The sequence below is a fragment of the Asticcacaulis sp. EMRT-3 genome (assembly GCF_030027245.1).
Taxonomy (GTDB): domain Bacteria; phylum Pseudomonadota; class Alphaproteobacteria; order Caulobacterales; family Caulobacteraceae; genus Asticcacaulis.
On the sequence record NZ_JASERT010000001.1, the window covers coordinates 186,118 to 202,682 of the forward strand.

Annotated in this window: 10 protein-coding genes and 1 tRNA gene; 6 read left to right on the plus strand and 5 right to left on the minus strand. The window is 59.5% G+C overall.

Features of this window, described 5'->3' with window-relative positions; genetic code table 11:
* Positions 1–177: 177 nt before the first annotated feature.
* Positions 178–254, minus strand: a tRNA-Arg gene (locus QB905_RS00940).
* 271 nt (positions 255–525) lie between these two features.
* Between QB905_RS00940 and QB905_RS00945 the strand changes: the two genes are divergently transcribed.
* Complete coding sequence (locus tag QB905_RS00945; RefSeq protein WP_282972698.1) at positions 526–3,486, plus strand: helicase-related protein; 2,961 nt, start codon at positions 526–528, stop codon at positions 3,484–3,486.
* A 17-nt stretch (positions 3,487–3,503) separates the two neighbouring features.
* Here the strand turns inward: QB905_RS00945 and QB905_RS00950 are convergent, their stop codons facing one another.
* Both QB905_RS00950 and QB905_RS00955 read right to left on the minus strand, forming a co-directional pair.
* Complete coding sequence (locus tag QB905_RS00950; RefSeq protein ID WP_282972699.1) at positions 3,504–5,234, minus strand: SLC13 family permease; 1,731 nt, start codon at positions 5,232–5,234, stop codon at positions 3,504–3,506.
* Between the two features lie 201 nt (positions 5,235–5,435).
* On the minus strand, positions 5,436–5,921 hold the full coding sequence (locus QB905_RS00955; protein ID WP_282972700.1) for a hypothetical protein: 486 nt from the start codon (positions 5,919–5,921) through the stop codon (positions 5,436–5,438).
* A gap of 640 nt (positions 5,922–6,561) precedes the next feature.
* Here QB905_RS00955 and cyoA point away from each other — a divergent pair.
* The 4 genes from cyoA to cyoD are packed head-to-tail and all read left to right on the plus strand — an operon-like array spanning position 6,562 to position 10,521.
* Positions 6,562–7,491 (plus strand): ubiquinol oxidase subunit II, encoded by a 930-nt coding sequence (cyoA, locus tag QB905_RS00960; RefSeq protein ID WP_461781756.1) that lies wholly within the window; start codon positions 6,562–6,564, stop codon positions 7,489–7,491.
* Positions 7,492–7,499: 8 nt separating this feature from the next.
* Positions 7,500–9,500 (plus strand): cytochrome o ubiquinol oxidase subunit I, encoded by a 2,001-nt coding sequence (cyoB, locus tag QB905_RS00965; RefSeq protein ID WP_282975543.1) that lies wholly within the window; start codon positions 7,500–7,502, stop codon positions 9,498–9,500.
* A gap of 2 nt (positions 9,501–9,502) precedes the next feature.
* Positions 9,503–10,123 (plus strand): cytochrome o ubiquinol oxidase subunit III, encoded by a 621-nt coding sequence (cyoC, locus tag QB905_RS00970; RefSeq protein ID WP_282972701.1) that lies wholly within the window; start codon positions 9,503–9,505, stop codon positions 10,121–10,123.
* Positions 10,123–10,521, plus strand: coding sequence for a cytochrome o ubiquinol oxidase subunit IV (cyoD, locus tag QB905_RS00975; protein WP_282972702.1), 399 nt, complete (start codon positions 10,123–10,125; stop codon positions 10,519–10,521). Before cyoC ends, cyoD begins: the two co-directional genes overlap by 1 nt.
* A 222-nt stretch (positions 10,522–10,743) precedes the next feature.
* Here the strand turns inward: cyoD and QB905_RS00980 are convergent, their stop codons facing one another.
* Complete coding sequence (locus QB905_RS00980) at positions 10,744–11,889, minus strand: class I SAM-dependent methyltransferase (RefSeq protein ID WP_282972703.1); 1,146 nt, start codon at positions 11,887–11,889, stop codon at positions 10,744–10,746.
* Between the two features lie 251 nt (positions 11,890–12,140).
* Positions 12,141–12,896, minus strand: a complete 756-nt coding sequence (gene kduD, locus QB905_RS00985; protein ID WP_282972704.1) for a 2-dehydro-3-deoxy-D-gluconate 5-dehydrogenase KduD — start codon at positions 12,894–12,896, stop codon at positions 12,141–12,143.
* Positions 12,897–13,377: 481 nt separating this feature from the next.
* On the opposite strand from kduD, the gene QB905_RS00990 reads away from it, so the two are divergent.
* Complete coding sequence (locus tag QB905_RS00990) at positions 13,378–16,491, plus strand: TonB-dependent receptor (RefSeq protein ID WP_282972705.1); 3,114 nt, start codon at positions 13,378–13,380, stop codon at positions 16,489–16,491.
* The last annotated feature ends 74 nt before the right edge of the window (positions 16,492–16,565 follow it).

The following is a 16,565-nucleotide window of genomic DNA, read 5'->3' on the forward strand; positions in this document are numbered from 1 at the left end:
CTCTCACATCGCCTTCAAAATACGGGTTCAGCGAATCAATATCTTCGCGTTTTGGAGCAGTCAGCATAGCCAAAATGCAAATTATAGATTGTGAAATATTTCCCAATCTACTTCCGATAGCGCAATGTGCGCGTCTTAACGCTAAAATCTGCGTGTCTTAATGCTAACGCACACGGATGGCGACCCCTGAGGGACTCGAACCCCCGACCTCTGCTTTAGGAAAGCCTTGCTCTATCCGGCTGAGCTAAGGGGCCATGCGGCTCGTCTTTACACAAAGCTGCGCGGTGTGAGAAGCACAAGCCGACGCTTTTTTCGTGCATAAGCGCAAATCACGCCGTCTGTATGGTTAATCTGGTCGGGGCCTACAAAATATGGTATAGAATATAATCGGAACGAATCAACATCACTGATTCGTACATGGTTTGTTGCCGTCCCGTTCGGCTGGGCGGTAACGACTCGTTTACACACCGCAAAATCTCCAACTTTCATTTTGCCAAAAGCCCTTCGCACGCTTATGAAGAGCGCGTGACCGATCTTGCCCCCACCGAACCGTCCGCCGCCCTGCCGCTGATCCATGCTGTCAGCGACGCCAGGCTCATGGCTGTGCTTGGCCCCACCAATACCGGCAAAACCCATTACGCTATCGAGCGCATGTGCGGCTATGCGTCTGGCATGATCGGCCTGCCCTTGAGGCTGCTGGCGCGTGAGATTTACGAGCGCGTGGTGGCCATCAAGGGCGTCAATGCCGTGGCCCTGATCACCGGCGAGGAAAAGATCATTCCGCGCCTGCCGTCCTATTTCGTCTGCACGGTCGAGGCCATGCCGCTGGAGCGCAGCGTCGATTTCCTGTGCGTCGATGAAATTCAGCTCTGCGGCGATGCCGAGCGCGGTCATGTGTTCACCGATCGGTTGCTGCATGCGCGCGGCCGTTTTGAAACCCTGTTCCTCGGCGCGGCTACCTTCCGGCCCCTGTTTCATCGCCTGTTTCCGGGCGCTGCCATCATGATGCGCGACCGGCTGTCGCATCTCAGCTATGCCGGTCAGAAGAAGCTGACGCGCCTGCCCAAGCGCACGGCCATCGTCGCCTTTTCGACCGAAAAAGTCTATGCGATCGCCGAACTGATCCGCCGTCAGCGCGGTGGGGCGGCCGTCGTGATGGGCGGCCTTTCACCGAAAACCCGCAATGCCCAGGTCGATCTGTTTCAGCGCGGCGAGGTCGATTTTCTGGTCGCCACCGATGCCATCGGCATGGGGCTGAATATGGATATTCAGCATGTCGCTTTTTCGGGTCTGAACAAGTTTGACGGCAAGTCATCGCGCCACCTGACGGCGCAGGAAATCGGCCAGATCGCCGGACGGGCAGGGCGGCATATGCAGGACGGCACGTTTGGCGTGACCGGCGAATGCCACGAGCTTGACGAAGATCTGGTTCACGCCATCGAAAATCACCAGTTCACCCCGCTCGATGCGGCGCAATGGCGTAACCACAAGCTCGATTTCTCGACGCTTGACGCCCTGCTGAAAAGCCTGACCCTGCCGTCGCATACGCCGGGCCTGCACCTGGCCAAGGAGGCGCTCGACGAAAAGGCCTTGCGCGCCCTGGCGCAGGACGAAGAGATCGCCGCCAAGATCCGCAATCCGGTGTCGCTGCGCGCCCTGTGGGAAGCCTGCCAGTTGCCTGATTTCCGCAAAGTCGGCCTTGATGAATATCTGAAGCTGGTCAGCTTCCTGTTCTGGTCGCGCCTGTCGCCCGACGGCCTGATTCCCGAAGAATGGTTCGAGGCGCAACTGGACGATCTCGATAAGATGGCCAATTCTGACAACTCCACCAGTGACATTGACACGCTGTCGTCGCGCCTGTCGGGCGTGCGCACCCTGTCCTATATCGCCCATCGCGGCGCCTGGCTGAAGCGCATCGAACACTGGCGCGAGCGGACGCGCGATCTGGAGGATCGCCTGTCCGACAAGCTGCACGAGGCCCTGATGCAGCGCTTTATCGACGCGCGCACCTCGGCCCTTTTGAAGGCGCTCGATTCCGATGAAGCGCCGCGCCCGGAGGTGACGCCCGAAGGTCAGGTGATCATCGAGGGCCACAGTGTCGGCGAGCTGAAAGGCTTGAGCTTCCGGCTCAGCACCTCGCAAAGCCTGATCGAGGACAAGGCCCTGCGGCAGGCGGCCTTTCGCGCCGTGAGGCCCGTGCTGATCGATCGCCTGCGCGCCCTTGGCCAGAGCGCCTCGAAGGCGTTTCGCATCCGTAGCCAGCAGGTCTTGTGGAATCATGAGCCGGTGGCCGAGATCGAGCCGGGCGACTATTTCACGCCGCGTCTGCGCCTGATTGACGGGCCCGATCATCCGGCGCTGACCGAACACGCTATCAAGCGCATCGGCGACTATGTGCGCCAGACGGCGCAGCATCAGTTCAAAAGCCTGTGGAAGGTCAAGCAGGCCGCCGATGCCGAGGGTACGGCGGCGAATGTGCGCGCCATCGCCTTTCGCCTGTATGAAAACGGCGGGGTTCTGCATCGTGACGAAACCCTGAAGCTGTCGCCGGAAGACAAGGCGGCGCTGAAGGCGCTGGGCGTGGCCGGGCACCGCTATGCCTGGTTTCTGCCCGACATGCTGTCACCGAAACTGCGCCCGCTGTTGCAGGCGTTTGGCAAGCTGGAGGGCGGCCCGGCGGAAGGCCAGCGGCAGGCCAGCCAGAAGGGCCAGTTGTTGCTGGACAACTATGGCCCGGTCAGCATGAAGACCCTGTCGCAGCTCGACAGGATCATGAATGGCGGACGTTTCCAGAAGGGCGCCATCTATGTGAAGCCCAGCGATTTTGCGGCGCTTGGCCTGTCGGAGACGCAGCGCGACAAGCTGTTGCAGGCTTTGGGGCTGGTCAAGGTCGAGCCGATCACGGTCGGCGAACCGGTGCCGGTGGTGGCCCCGGCCGAGGACGCGCCGGAGGCTATGGCGGGCAAAAGGCGGCGGCGGCGCGGGCGCAAAGCGGCGGCTGTGGCCGAGGCATCGCCTGTGACAGAAGCGGCCAGCGAAACGGCTGGCGATGTCAGCGAAGCCGTGGTGGAGCCGACCATAGGCGAGGCGGCGCCGGACGTGCCGGAAGCCCCTCAGGCCGGGGTGGAAACGGTTGAAGCCGTCGCTGCCGCCGAACCGCCCGCACCCCTTGCGGAGGCACCGGAAATCACCGCGCCTGTTACAGAAACGCGCGAGGTCGAGCTGATCGGCTGGCGGCAAAAAAGTCTGGAGCCGCGTCCTGCCCGACCGGCGCGCCATCGCCGTTCCGCTGAGGACAAGCCGCGTCAGGAGCGTAAAGCCGAGGCTGGGCGCGGGCCGCGCACCGGCGGCAAGGGCGGCAAGCCAGAGGGTAAGGCGAGCGCGAAACCGGGTGAGCCGAAGCGTTCGAACGAGCCCTATATCAATCCGTTTTCGCCCTTCGCCGATCTGCGCGCCCGCCTGGACAGCAAGGTGGGGCAGGATTAGGCCGTTTCAGCCATAGATCAGCCATAGATCAGGCTGAGGACGCAGGCTGACGTGGCCACCACGATCATCGACAACAGCGCCCCGACGCGCGAATAGTCGGCAAACCTGTAGCCGCCCGGCCCCATGACGAGCAGATTATTCTGGTGGCCAATGGGGGTGAGGAAGTCCGATGAGGTGCCGATCAGCACCGCCAGCAACAGGGCGTCGGGCGCGACATGCAGCAGTCCGGCGAGCTGGATGGCCAGCGGCCCCATGATCAGGGCCGTGGCGACATTGTTGAGCATGATCGACAGAAGCAGGGTCATGGTGCAGACGCAGGCCAGGCAGAGGGGCAGGGGAGCCGAGGTCAGCAGCCGCGCGGCGACCTCGGCCACGATATGGGCCGCGCCGCTCGTCTCGAAACTGGCCCCGACCGGAATCATGGCGGCCAGCAGGATGATAATGCTCCAGTCCACGGCCTTGTAGGTTTCGCGCGGCTTGATCAGGCCCAGTCCGGCCATCAGGGCGGCGGCGGCAAGAAAGCTGAGGGCGGGCAGTATGTTAAACACAACTGTTGCGAGGATGGCCGCAACGAAGATGCCAAGAGCCGTCAGGGCGCCGCGCCATTCCATCGGGGCGGGGGCGCTGCGGTCGATTTCGAGCAGGCGTTCGCGGGCGGCGAAATCGGCGATGTCGGATGCAGGCCCGGTGAGAAAGAGCTGGTCGCCGGTCTGGAAGGTCAGGCTGTCGAGGGGCTGGCGCTGGATCGATTTACGCGGGCCCATGCCAGTCAGGCGCACCGTGCCGCCGCTGCGCCGCTCGATGGCGTCATAACGGTCGCCGATCAGGCCGGTTCCGTGGGCCACCACCATGCGCGCCGTGATGTCCTGCGGATCGGGCGCAGGGGCCCGCGTGGCGAAGGGCAGGGCGGCGGCCACCTCTTCGGGCTTCGAGCGAGTCAGCACCAGCAGCTTATCAGTGCGTTTGAGGCGATTATCCGCAGGCCAGGCCAGGGCATGGTTACGGCGCAAAAGCGCCAGCAGGCGGGTGGTGGTTTCGCGCAAAATCCGCCCGATGTCGGCGCGGCTGATCGTGGCGGCTTCGGTCAGTTGCAGTTCGGATACCTGCCAGGGCATGACCGGCACATCGGTGCCCGTCCGACCGGGCAGAAAACGCCAGCCGAGCAGGGCCAGATAGGCCAGTCCGGCTACGCAGACGCTCAAACCCACCGGCGTCATGGTGAAGAAGCCGAAGCCCTGACCCAGTTCGGTATGGCGCACCGATGACAGGATCATATTGGCCGGCGTGCCGATCAGGGTGGTCATGCCGCCCAGTATGGTGGCGAAAGACAAAGGCATCAGCACCGCGCCGGGCGGGCGTTTGTGATTGCGCGCCAGTTCGGTCGCCAGCGGCATACAGATGACAAGCGAGGCGATATTGTTCATGAAGGCCGACAAGGCGGCGGCGATCACCATCAGCAGGGCCAGTTGCAGGCTGAAAGCGCCGCCGCGCGGCAGGGCCAGCCGGGCGAGGCGCGCCGCCACGCCGCTCAGTTCGAGCGTGCGCCCGACCACCAGCACCGAAGCGACAGCGATCACCGCCGGATCACCGAAACCTGCGAAGGCCTGACCGGGCTTAACCAGACCCGTCAGGACAGCGGCGAATAATGCGATCAGGGCGATCAGGTCGTGGCGCAGCCGACCCGACACGAACAGGATGAGCGTGCCGCCGAGGATAAGGGCGCTGAGCAGGGGGGCAGGCACGGGCACGAACTGTTCATCCAAATGGAAGGTGATGAGCCAAGCCTGACCGTTGCCATGCGCAGGCGCGATGAGCAAATCAAGCCGGAATCACAAGTTTGTGGTAAAATCGAACCCGTTGCCTCACAGATATAAAAAAAGCGGACGCCGCTGGGGGCGTCCGCCTGTCCTTGTCGCGGCTGTCAGGATCAGCCGCTCGTGGAGATGGGGTTAGCTTTGTGACGGCAGGCCGTTCATCCAGCGATTCAGGGCTTCGTCGGCACGACCGAGAATCGCGATACGCATCCGCTTAAAGGGCTGGCCATACAGGGTCAGGATGACCGAGAACATGCCATAGCGCGGCGTGGGGCGCAGGGCGCGCTGAATATCGGCCTTGCGGATGGTGCGTTGCACGAGCAGGCCATTATATTCGAGATGATCTTCATAGAGGCACAGTTTGCATTGCCACAGGGCGGGCACCACGAACAGGGCGATCGAAAACGGAATCAGGGCCAGCAAGCAGCCGCCGAATTGTGCAGCCAGTGAGCCGCCATAGAGATAGGCGTCGGCCGTGCCCAGAATACCGAGAACGATAAGGGCGAGCGCGCCAATCACCAGCAGCCCCTTGAAGGCGGCGCTGAACTGATAAACACGCGGGGCGGCTCCGTAGGCGACGGCGGAAGCGGTGGTGTGGCTGTTTGTCTTACGCTTGGACATGACGCTTTTAACCTCACTGTCGAAAATAACTTTGAAAGACCGGTGTTTTTTTTCACACGTGTCAATTTGTCTCAGGGTACCGCTTATTTTGCATTGTGCAAGGGGGCTGAAGCAATTTTTTTCAGGCGGCTGATATGGCCCGGAACGACAGATAGCGTTGTTTTTTGACGTATCTGCGGAAATATAATTTTGCGATGCGACATTCTGCCCACTTGCAATGCCGGGGGATTTGTTTTTTAAGGCAGTTTAGCTGGAAGTGCCTGATCAGCAAATTTGCTCGTATCTGACTCTGTTTTTGTCACGTGAGTCGTTTTTGCAGATGGATGCGCAAGTATTCTCAGGTATTCGTTCGGGTTGTTGCGTCTCTTTCCGGCTGTAACGCCGCGTCATATTTTGTTACTATGGTTGCTTTGGCATCGGACATTTTGTGATTTAAAGACATAATCCAACCAACTTGCCAAAACTTTTGTGTGTTACACGAGGTTATGTAGTGCGTAAGCAAAATATATATTTCCCTGCCGGGGTGAAAAACGACCCGGCCCGCCTGGAAAACGCCCCCTTATCTACGCTGCATCGCAATATAAAGCGTGTCGCGGCTGTGGGCGCGGCGGGCATGGCTGTCATGCTCTCCGGGTGTAAAATGGCTTTGATGGACCCGCAGGGGCCGATCGGTGCGCAGGAAAAGGATATTATCCTGCTGGCCACAGGCTTGATGCTGATCGTGGTCATTCCCGTTATCCTTATGACCATCGGTTTCGCCTGGAAATACCGTGAATCCAACCGCAAGGCTGTCTATGCCCCGGACTGGGAGCATTCGACGCGCATCGAGGCCGTGGTGTGGGCCATTCCGTGCCTGATCATTCTGGCCCTGGCCACGGTGACGTGGATTTCGACTCACCAGCTCGACCCCTATAAGCCCCTGACCACGGCCAACAAGGCCAAGCCGGTCGAGGTTCAGGTCGTGTCGCTCGACTGGAAGTGGCTGTTCATCTATCCGCAATACGGCGTGGCCTCGGTCAATCAACTGGCCCTGCCGGTCGGCACGCCTGTGCATTTCGACCTGACCTCGGCCACGGTGATGAATTCCTTCTTCATTCCGCAACTCGGCTCGCAGATCTATACCATGACCGGGATGCAGACTCAGTTGTCGCTGATCGCCGATCATCCGGGCGCTTATGATGGCATGTCGGCCAATTATTCGGGCATAGGGTTTGCGGGCATGAAGTTCAAGGCCCTGGCGATGCAGCCGGCCGATTTCGACGCCTGGATGGCCAGGGCGAAAACGCATCCGCTGCTCGATTCGGCCAGCTATGCGGCGCTCGCCGCGCCCTCGGAAAAAGTGGCCGTTGCCTATTACGGTTCGGTGGATCCGCACCTCTATCACAATATTCTCAACAAATGCGCCGATGGATCGCCCTGCACGGACGACACCGTCAATATGGCGATGATGAAAACCATCGCGCCCGACGCCGCCCCGTGCAAGAATCCGTCCGACACACATCCGTCCAATGGGGCGGTTACTGAAAAGGTCGCGCAGGCCAAGAGTGATGCGCGCCGGAGTCAATCCTGATGTCCCTCATGTCCATGAACCTGCAACATCTTATTTTCGGCAAGCTGACAATTGATTCGGTGCCGTGGAACGAGCCGATCATCATGGTGGCCGGTGCCGGTATGGTCGGCGCGGCCATCACCGTGCTGGCCCTCGTCACCTGGTTCAAACAGTGGCCCTATCTGTGGAAAGAATGGTTAACCAGCGTCGATCACAAGAAGATCGGCGTGATGTACATCATTCTGGCTATCGTCATGCTGCTGCGCGGTTTCGCTGACGCCCTGATGATGCGCACGCAACAGGCGCTGGCCTCGAATGGCGGGGAGGGCTATCTGCCGCCGCACCATTTCGACCAGATATTCTCGGCGCACGGCGTCATCATGATCTTCTTCATGTCCATGCCTTTCATTATCGGCCTGATGAATATCGTCATGCCGCTGCAAATCGGTGCGCGCGACGTGGCCTTTCCCTACCTGAACTCGCTCAGCTTCTGGCTGACCGTGGCGGGCGCGATTCTGGTCAATATCTCGCTGGTGATCGGTGAGTTTGCTCATACGGGCTGGCTGGCCTATCCGCCGCTGTCGGAACTGGCCTATTCGCCGGGCGTCGGGCAGGACTATTATATCTGGGCCTTGCAGATTTCCGGCCTCGGCACGCTGTTGTCGGGCGTCAACCTGATCACCACCATCTTCAAGATGCGCACGCCCGGCATGGGCCTGATGCAGATGCCGATCTTCACCTGGACCACCCTGTGCGCCAATGCGCTGATCGTGGCGGCCTTCCCGATCCTGACGGTCACCCTGGCCATGCTCGGTGCCGACCGTTATCTGGGGATGCACTTCTTCACCAATGAGGCGGGCGGCAACCCGATGATGTATGTCAACCTCATCTGGGCCTGGGGCCACCCGGAAGTCTATATCCTCATCCTGCCGTGCTTCGGCGTCTTCTCAGAAATCGTCGCGACCTTCTCATCAAAGCCTATCTTTGGTTATACGTCGATGGTCTATGCCACGGTCTGCATCACCCTCCTGTCCTTCATGGTGTGGCTGCACCACTTCTTCACCATGGGTTCGGGCGCGGATGTCAACGCCTTCTTCGGCATCACCACCATGATCATTTCGATCCCGACCGGCGTGAAGATCTTCAACTGGCTGTTCACCCTGTATCGCGGACGTGTGCGTCTCGAAATTCCGGTTCTGTGGACGCTGGCCTTCATCATCACCTTCGCCATCGGTGGCATGACCGGCGTGCTGCTGGCCGTACCGGGCGCCGACTTCGTGCTGCACAATTCGGTGTTTTTGATCGCCCACTTCCATAATGTCATCATCGGCGGCGTGGTATTTGGCTCAATGGCGGGCATGAACTACTGGTTCCCCAAGGCGTTCGGCTTCAAGCTGCATGAAGGTCTGGGCAAGGTGTCGCTGTGGTGCTGGGTTATCGGCTTCTATATCGCCTTTATGCCGCTCTATGCCCTGGGCCTGATGGGTATGACGCGCCGTCTCGACTATATGGATAACCCCGTCTGGCACGTTTACCTGATCGTGGCTGCCGCCGGAGCGGGTCTGATCTTCATCGGCATCCTGGCGCAGATCGCCCAGATCGTCGTGTCGATCATGCAGCGCGACAAGCTGAAAGACCTGACGGGCGATCCGTGGGGCGGGCGCACACTGGAATGGGCCACCTCATCGCCGCCGCCCTTCTATAATTTCGCCGAACTGCCTGTTGTGACCGGCCGCGACGCCTGGTGGGCCATGAAGGTCAAGGGCGTGGCGCACAAGGCGCCGGCTCATTACGAGCCGATCCACATGCCGCGCAACACCCCGACCGGATTCCTGATGGGTATTGTCGCCATCGGCCTCGGCTTTGGCCTGACCTGGCATATCTGGTGGATGGCGATAGGCGCGCTGCTGGTCATGATGGGGCTGGGCATTGTCCATACCTTCAATGAAGACCGCGACTATTATGTGCCCGCCGCCGAAGTGGCCGCCATCGAGGCCGCCCATCTCGAACGCAACAAGTTGGAGGGCTGATCATGAGCCGACCCGCGACACTGGGCGAAAGCCTCGATCCCCACCACGACGATCACGCCCATCACGATGAAGCCCCGAAGGTAACGCTCGGCTTCTGGATCTACCTGATGAGCGACTGCATCCTGTTCGCCTCAGTCTTCGCCGGCTATGCCGTGCTGAAGGACGGGCTGGCGGGCGGCCCTTCCGGCCATGATATTTTTGATCTGCCTTATGTGGCGGTTGAAACGGCTTTGCTGCTGATTTCGTCCCTGACCTACGGTCTGGCCATGATTTCGATGGAAGCCAACAAGCTGAAATGGGTTTTTGGCTGGCTGGCCCTGACCGCCCTGTGTGGCCTCGGCTTCATGGGCATGGAAATCCATGAATTCGCCAAGCTGATCTCGGAAGGCAATGGCCCCAACCGTTCGGCCTTTCTGTCGGCCTTCTTCTTGCTGGTCGGCACGCACGGCCTGCACGTCACCTCCGGCCTGATCTGGATGGGCACCATGTTCGTCCATCTGGGGCGTCGTGGCCTGACTCCCGCCAACCGCATCCGCCTGATGGAACTGAGCCTGTTCTGGCACTTCCTCGACATCATCTGGATCGGCGTTTTCACGATTGTTTACCTGATGGGAGCGGCCTGATGAGCACACCCGCCAAACACGACAGCCATGCCAAGGCGCACGGCCATGACGACGACGATCACGGTGGCGCGGGCCACGGCTCGGTCGGTTCCTACCTGTTCGGCTTTGTGGCCTCGGTGGTGCTGACGGCGATTCCGTTCGCCATGACCATGATGCACGTCCTGCCTGCCCACAGCCTTGTGCCGGTGATCGTCGGCATTGCCGTGGTGCAGATCATCGTGCACCTGATCTATTTCCTGCACATGAACACCTCGTCGAGCCAGGGCTGGAACAATGTCGTCTTCCTGTTCACGCTCGTCATCGTCTGCATCCTGATCGGCGGCAGCCTGTGGGTCATGTATCACATGAACGCCAATATGATGCCGGGCATGATGATGCCCTCCGCCAGTATTGGCTAGAGCAACGAGCGTTTAATTTGACTTACAAATTGAATGCGAGATGCGGAAAAACGTAAAATGTAGAGCGGTTTGCATGCCTTTGACCGATTCATTCAGAATGCAAACCGCTCCAGAGCAACGAGCGTTTAATTTGACTTACAAATTGAATGCGAGATGCGGAAAAACGTAAAATGTAGAGCGGTTTGCATGCCTTTGACCGATTCATTCAGAATGCAAACCGCTCTAATAGACCTGCACGATGCGTTCCGGGGGGACGCCCTGGGCGCGCAGGTCGTTGCCGATGTCGCACGCGAAGCTGTAGGAACCGACAAGAATGCGGTGCGGCGCGGCGATCACCTCGTGCGGCGGCAGGATCGGCAAACCCTCGACGCTCTCGCCAAGCTTACGCAAATCGCGGTCGGTCAGGCCGAGGACATGTGCGTGGCGCATCAGGTCGGTGCGTGACAGGAGCATCGAGCTCTGCACACCCGCGCTCCAGACATGAACCGGTTCGCCTGGGGCCAGCATGGCGTGCAGCCGTGCCTCTACGGCCTGCCACAACGCCCGGTCGCGCGCGGTGTAGGCTTCACAAAAGGCCAGATTTTCCTCATAGGCGCTGACCGTATCCTTTTGCGCCGCATCGGTTCTACGCGCCAGCACGGTGATGACCGGATAGAGTGGATTGTCGCCGCCAACCTCGGCCGAGACAATGGTAAATCCGGCATTGTGCAGCAGTCGCGTCAGGGTGACGCGCTCAAAATAATTGACATGCTCCATCGAAAATATCCCGGGCGCGCAGCGTTCCGGTTCGGCAAGGCATGGTACTTCCAGCAGAAAATGCCCTTCGCGGGCCAGCGCTGCGTGAATGGCCGCAAGCGCCGGAAGGGGCGCATATATATGTTCCAGAACGTGGCTGAGGGTGATCAGGTCGAGATTACGCTGGTCGGCCAGCGCGTCCTCGCAGCCGCCCAGTGTCAGTTCAATCCCGTTCAGTTCGCGGGCCTGACGGATCGCCTCAGGAGACAGGTCCGCGCCGGATACCTGCCAGCCCGCGCGGCGGAAGTGGAACAACATGCCACCGGTGGCCGCGCCGACATCAAAGACGCGGCCGGAAGGCAAGTCATGCGTGGCGACCAGGGCAAGCATACGCCGCGCCGGCCCGGTGAGTGGCGGCTCGCCCTGTGAAAAGTTCGTATAGGGTGCGAAATGCGCGTAATGACGCGCCATTAGTTCCGGCGGCACGACCGGATCCTGCAACACCAGCCCGCAACCGATGCAGCAACGTACGCCATAGGCGACGCGGCCGAGCCCGCAGACGTCCATATCGACCCCGGCGACACGCGGTCCAGCGTCCGAACCGCAGATGAAACAGTTACGTCTGGCTACCATGTCCGCCTCCCGAATCAGAACGCTAACAAAAAAAAGCTCCAGCGGCGACCCGGAGCATCGAATACGTGGCGAAATGCTTTACACCAACTCGCGCAGACCCAAACATATTCAGGTGCAAGTCGGTATTCGCATTTTTTTGCAGCTCAAGCGCCGCCAATCTTCTTTGATTAAAGAATGGGCTCGACGCATCTGCGGTGGCGCACAGATGCGCTTGCCAAGTTGTGATGAGTCACCGTCATCACAACTTGATATTACCGCGCCAGCCAGCCGCCATCGACCGGGATGATGGCACCATTGACGTAATCCGAAGCCGGGGCAGCCAGAAAGACTGCCGTACCGCCGAGATCGGCCGGTTCGCCCCAGCGATTAGCCGGAATGCGGTCGAGAATAGCCTTTTCGCGCACCTCGTCGGCCCGGATCTGGGCCGTGTTGTCAGTAGCCATATAGCCGGGCGCGATGGCGTTGGTGTTGACGCCTTTCGACGCCCACTCATTGGCCAGCAGGCGGGTAATCCCCGCTATGCCCGACTTCGACGCCGTGTAAGAAGGCACGCGGATGCCGCCCTGGAAGCTGAGCATCGAGGCGATATTGATGATCTTGCCGTAACCCTGGCCGATCATGTGCTTGCCAGCGGCCTGGGCCATGAAAAAAGCGCCCTTGATATTGACGTTCATCACGTCGTCCCAGTCTTTTTCCGAGAAATCGACGGCGTCCTGACGGCGGATCAGGCCAGCATTATTGACGAGGATATGCAGGCCGCCGAGGCCCGACAGCGTCTCGGAGACGATGCGATCCACCGGCTCGATGCTCATCAGATTGGCGTCGATATTGATGAATTTACGGCCAAGCGCCGTTACCTTCTGGCCGGTTTCATCAGCCGGCACGATACCGGCGGCGGCGATGTCGGCTCCGGCTTGCGCCAGAGCCAGGGCAATGCCCTGACCTAGGCCGGTATTGGCGCCGGTGACCAGAGCCACCTTGCCGCTGAGATCGAATGGATGAGCCATGTTGGAATGTCCTGTTGTGCTGCCTTCAGATAGCGCAGTCTGTGCCGTGTAATTTTGAGCGGGTCAAGCACGGACGTATCATAAATAAACAGATCGTACCCATTATAGACACTCTACGCGCTGGGGTGGTGTGGGGGAATTTAGGATTGTGGCGATTTTTGTCGATTTTTGTTGGCTCATGACACATATTGGCAAAACCTCTTTGTGCCAAGGCTGCGTTCCGACCTCCATGCAGACTATATTGTTTCACATATAGGGACGCATAAGGGGGTTGAATTTCAAAAATGTTTAATCGTCTCAAATATAGAGACTATAATTCCTAATATTGTGGCGTTGGGGCCACAAAAATTACAAAATCAACATAAAACGCGATTCACAATCGTACCGATATATGAATTGATGTTGCATTTATGGTCATTCCAGCCTTGTATGAAAAAAAGCCCGCATGAGGTGGGCGATAACAGCAGGGACATGGATAATGATGAAATCGGGTTCAATGCGGCGCGCGCGCGTCCTGATGTCGGTAAGCGCTCTGGCGGTGGCTGGAGGTATGGCGCTGGGTGCGGGCGCAGCGCAGGCGCAAGCCGCCGATCCGGCAACCGCGAAACCGGCCGCCGACAATACGGTTGTGGTGGTCACCGGCTTTCGCAAAGCCTATGCCGACGCTATTCGTACCAAGCGCGACAGCATCGAAATCACCGATTCGATCAATTCGGATGGTCTGGGCCGCTTCCCCGACCTGAATGTCGGCGAGGCCATCCAGCGTATCCCCGGCGTTCAGCTCAACCGCGAAGCCGATTCGCGTAACGCCACCATCTCGCTGCGCGGTCTGCCGGGCACGTTTGCCCGTACCACGCTGAATGGCGGGGCCTTCGCCGATCCGATCCTGTCCAGTGCCTCCAACACGGCCTCGACGCCGCTGGGCGCTTTCAATTCGGACATCTTCTCATCGATCACGGTGGTCAAGTCGCCCGACGCCTCCGATATAGCGGGCGGGCTGTCCGGCAATGTCGATCTGCGCATCGCGCCTGCTCTGTCGCGCAAGGACGGCAAGTTCATCAAGGTGTCGGAAGAATATGACACATTGGGCAGCCTGAGCAGCCCCGAAATGACGATTGGCATCAACCATCATTTCAGCCCCGATTTCGCCGTGTTCGGCACGGTGGCCTACAAGCAGGAAAAATTCCGCCGCGACTCGATCTCGGTCAATACCTGGGGCAATGCGCTGGGGCCCATTCAGGTTGGTAATCAGCAAAAAGCCGGATCCAACCCGGTCTATGACGCCCTGATCGCCAGCCTGCCCGCCGGTGTGCCCGCCGCCATCTATTATCCCTCGCAGGTGCGCCAGTTCAGCCGTTATAATGCCGGTCATCTGTTATCAGGTGCTACCGGTTTTGAATGGCGTCCCAATGACAACTGGAAGATCGGCACCACGGCCTTCTATACCGAGCGCAATCTCGATCAGGGCACCAATGACCTGCAATATATCCAGACCGACGCCGGCAAGGGCAGCAATGCCAATTTGAGCGCTACCTCCAAGGTCGATCTGATCACCAATATCGGCACACCCTATATCGTCAACACGCCCAACGGGCCGCGCGCCTATATCAACAGCTTCTCGGCTTCCAATGTCAGCACCTATGATTCTTCACGCTCGGAGCCTGCCAAGCAATCGACCTGGTCGATCACTCCGAACGCCGAATTCAAGAACGACACCTGGCGTTTCACCGGCACGGCCACGATTTCGCGCGCCGAGGTTCTGGCCAACCAGATCGAACTGGATGTGATCGAGAACCCCTATAAGAATTCCACCGGCGGCAATGGCATCACCGCCGACATCTTTACCGGCGGCAATGACCTGTCCAATGCCGTCTATACGCTGAACACGCCCAATGCCAGCCATGTCAGTCCCGGCGGCTATCCGGTGGCCTCGGCAGCCAATCAGGCCACTCAGGCGGCCAATGCGTTGGGCGACAAGTTCGGCTCGACCGGCACCAATGGCCATGCCGATAACTATCTCAATGCGCTTCAGTTTGATGGCGAACGCTTTTTCGCCGGGGATCATTTCCTGTCGGGCCTGCAATTCGGTGCGCGCTATGAACAGGACAAGTATGAATCAACCGGTTCACGCAACACGTCTCTGGGCGCCCTGACCGAGAACATCACGTCGGACATGGTCAGCCCGGAGCCCGCCGCTGCCAATTTCTTTGGCGGCAATGCGTCCGGCATGAATACCAACTGGTATCAGGCCAATGTGGCGCAGATGCTGGCGGCGATCACGCCCATCGACCCCAGCCGTCTGGCACCGCAATTCGCGCTTAATCCCAGTTCCGGCGTCTTCATCACCCCCTATGGGCTGGTCAACAACTATTGGGATCCGAACTACTGGAACAACAACTTCACCAATGAGAACGATGTCACTTCGGTATATCTGATGGCCAAGTTCAAATCGGCGCTGTTCCATATTCCGGTGCGCGGCAATCTCGGCGTGCGCTATGAGGATACGCAGAACACGATTACGGCGCTCGATTGCGAGAACTGCGACAAGAGTCTGGCCACCGCGCCCGCGCCGGTCAATCACACCATGACGACGCGCACCTACAAAAACCACTATGATTACGCCCTGCCGTCCTTCATCGTGGCCGCCGACCTGACCGACGACCTGATCCTGCGCTTCGCGGCCTATTCGACCTATGTGCGCCCGCAGCCGCGCGATACCGTGCCGATCAGCGGCGTGCTGTCGCCGGAACCGACGACCGATCCGGTGCTCGGCACCTATTATGCCAGCCCGACCTATACGGTTTCGCTGGGGGCCACCAATCTGAAGCCCTACACCTCGGATTCGCTCGATCTGTCGCTGGAATGGTATAATCGCCCCGGCGGACTGGTGGCGCTCGATGTCTTCCAGAAGAAGCTGAAAGGCTATATCGGGCCGATCACCGACACGGCCACGCTTTGTCCGGCCGATGGCCTGGTCAATGGCGTCGATTACGGCCTGGGTACGCTCGATATTTCGACCGACGCTTCAAGCCCCAATTTCGGCAAGTGCGAAAGCTCGAACACCTTCGTCAACAGCACGGGTAATACGGTTCATGGTCTCGTCAAAATCAGCGGCCAGACCAATCTGTCGCCGATCACGGTGCAGGGCGTCGAGTTCAACATCCAGCAAAACCTCGACTTCCTGCCCGGCTTCTGGAAAAATTTCGGCGGCGCGATGAACTATGCCTATACGACGATTTCGGGCACGGACAGCGCGGGCAAGCCGATCACCCTGCCCAGCGTTTCCAAGGATAATGTCAATCTGATCGGCTATTACGAAACCAAGACGTTTGGCATTCGACTGGTTTATAATTACCGTGGTAAATATGCGCTGGCCGCCGGTAATTCCTTCGTCGGCGACGCCCGCACCGTCAAGGCGCGCAGCCAGCTCGACGCCTCGGCCTCGTACAATATCAACAAGCAATTCGCCATCTCGTTCGACGCCTTCAACCTGACCGATGCCACGCGCGCCGAATATGAGAACGATCCGTCCCTGCCGCGCCGTATCGATTATGACGGCAAAACCTATGAATTGACGCTGCGCGCCAATTTCTGACGAACTTCTCCTGCCTGCGGGGCCGTCTTCGCGGACGGCCCCGATTTTTTCCAGTAAACTTTTGTCGTGCCGCG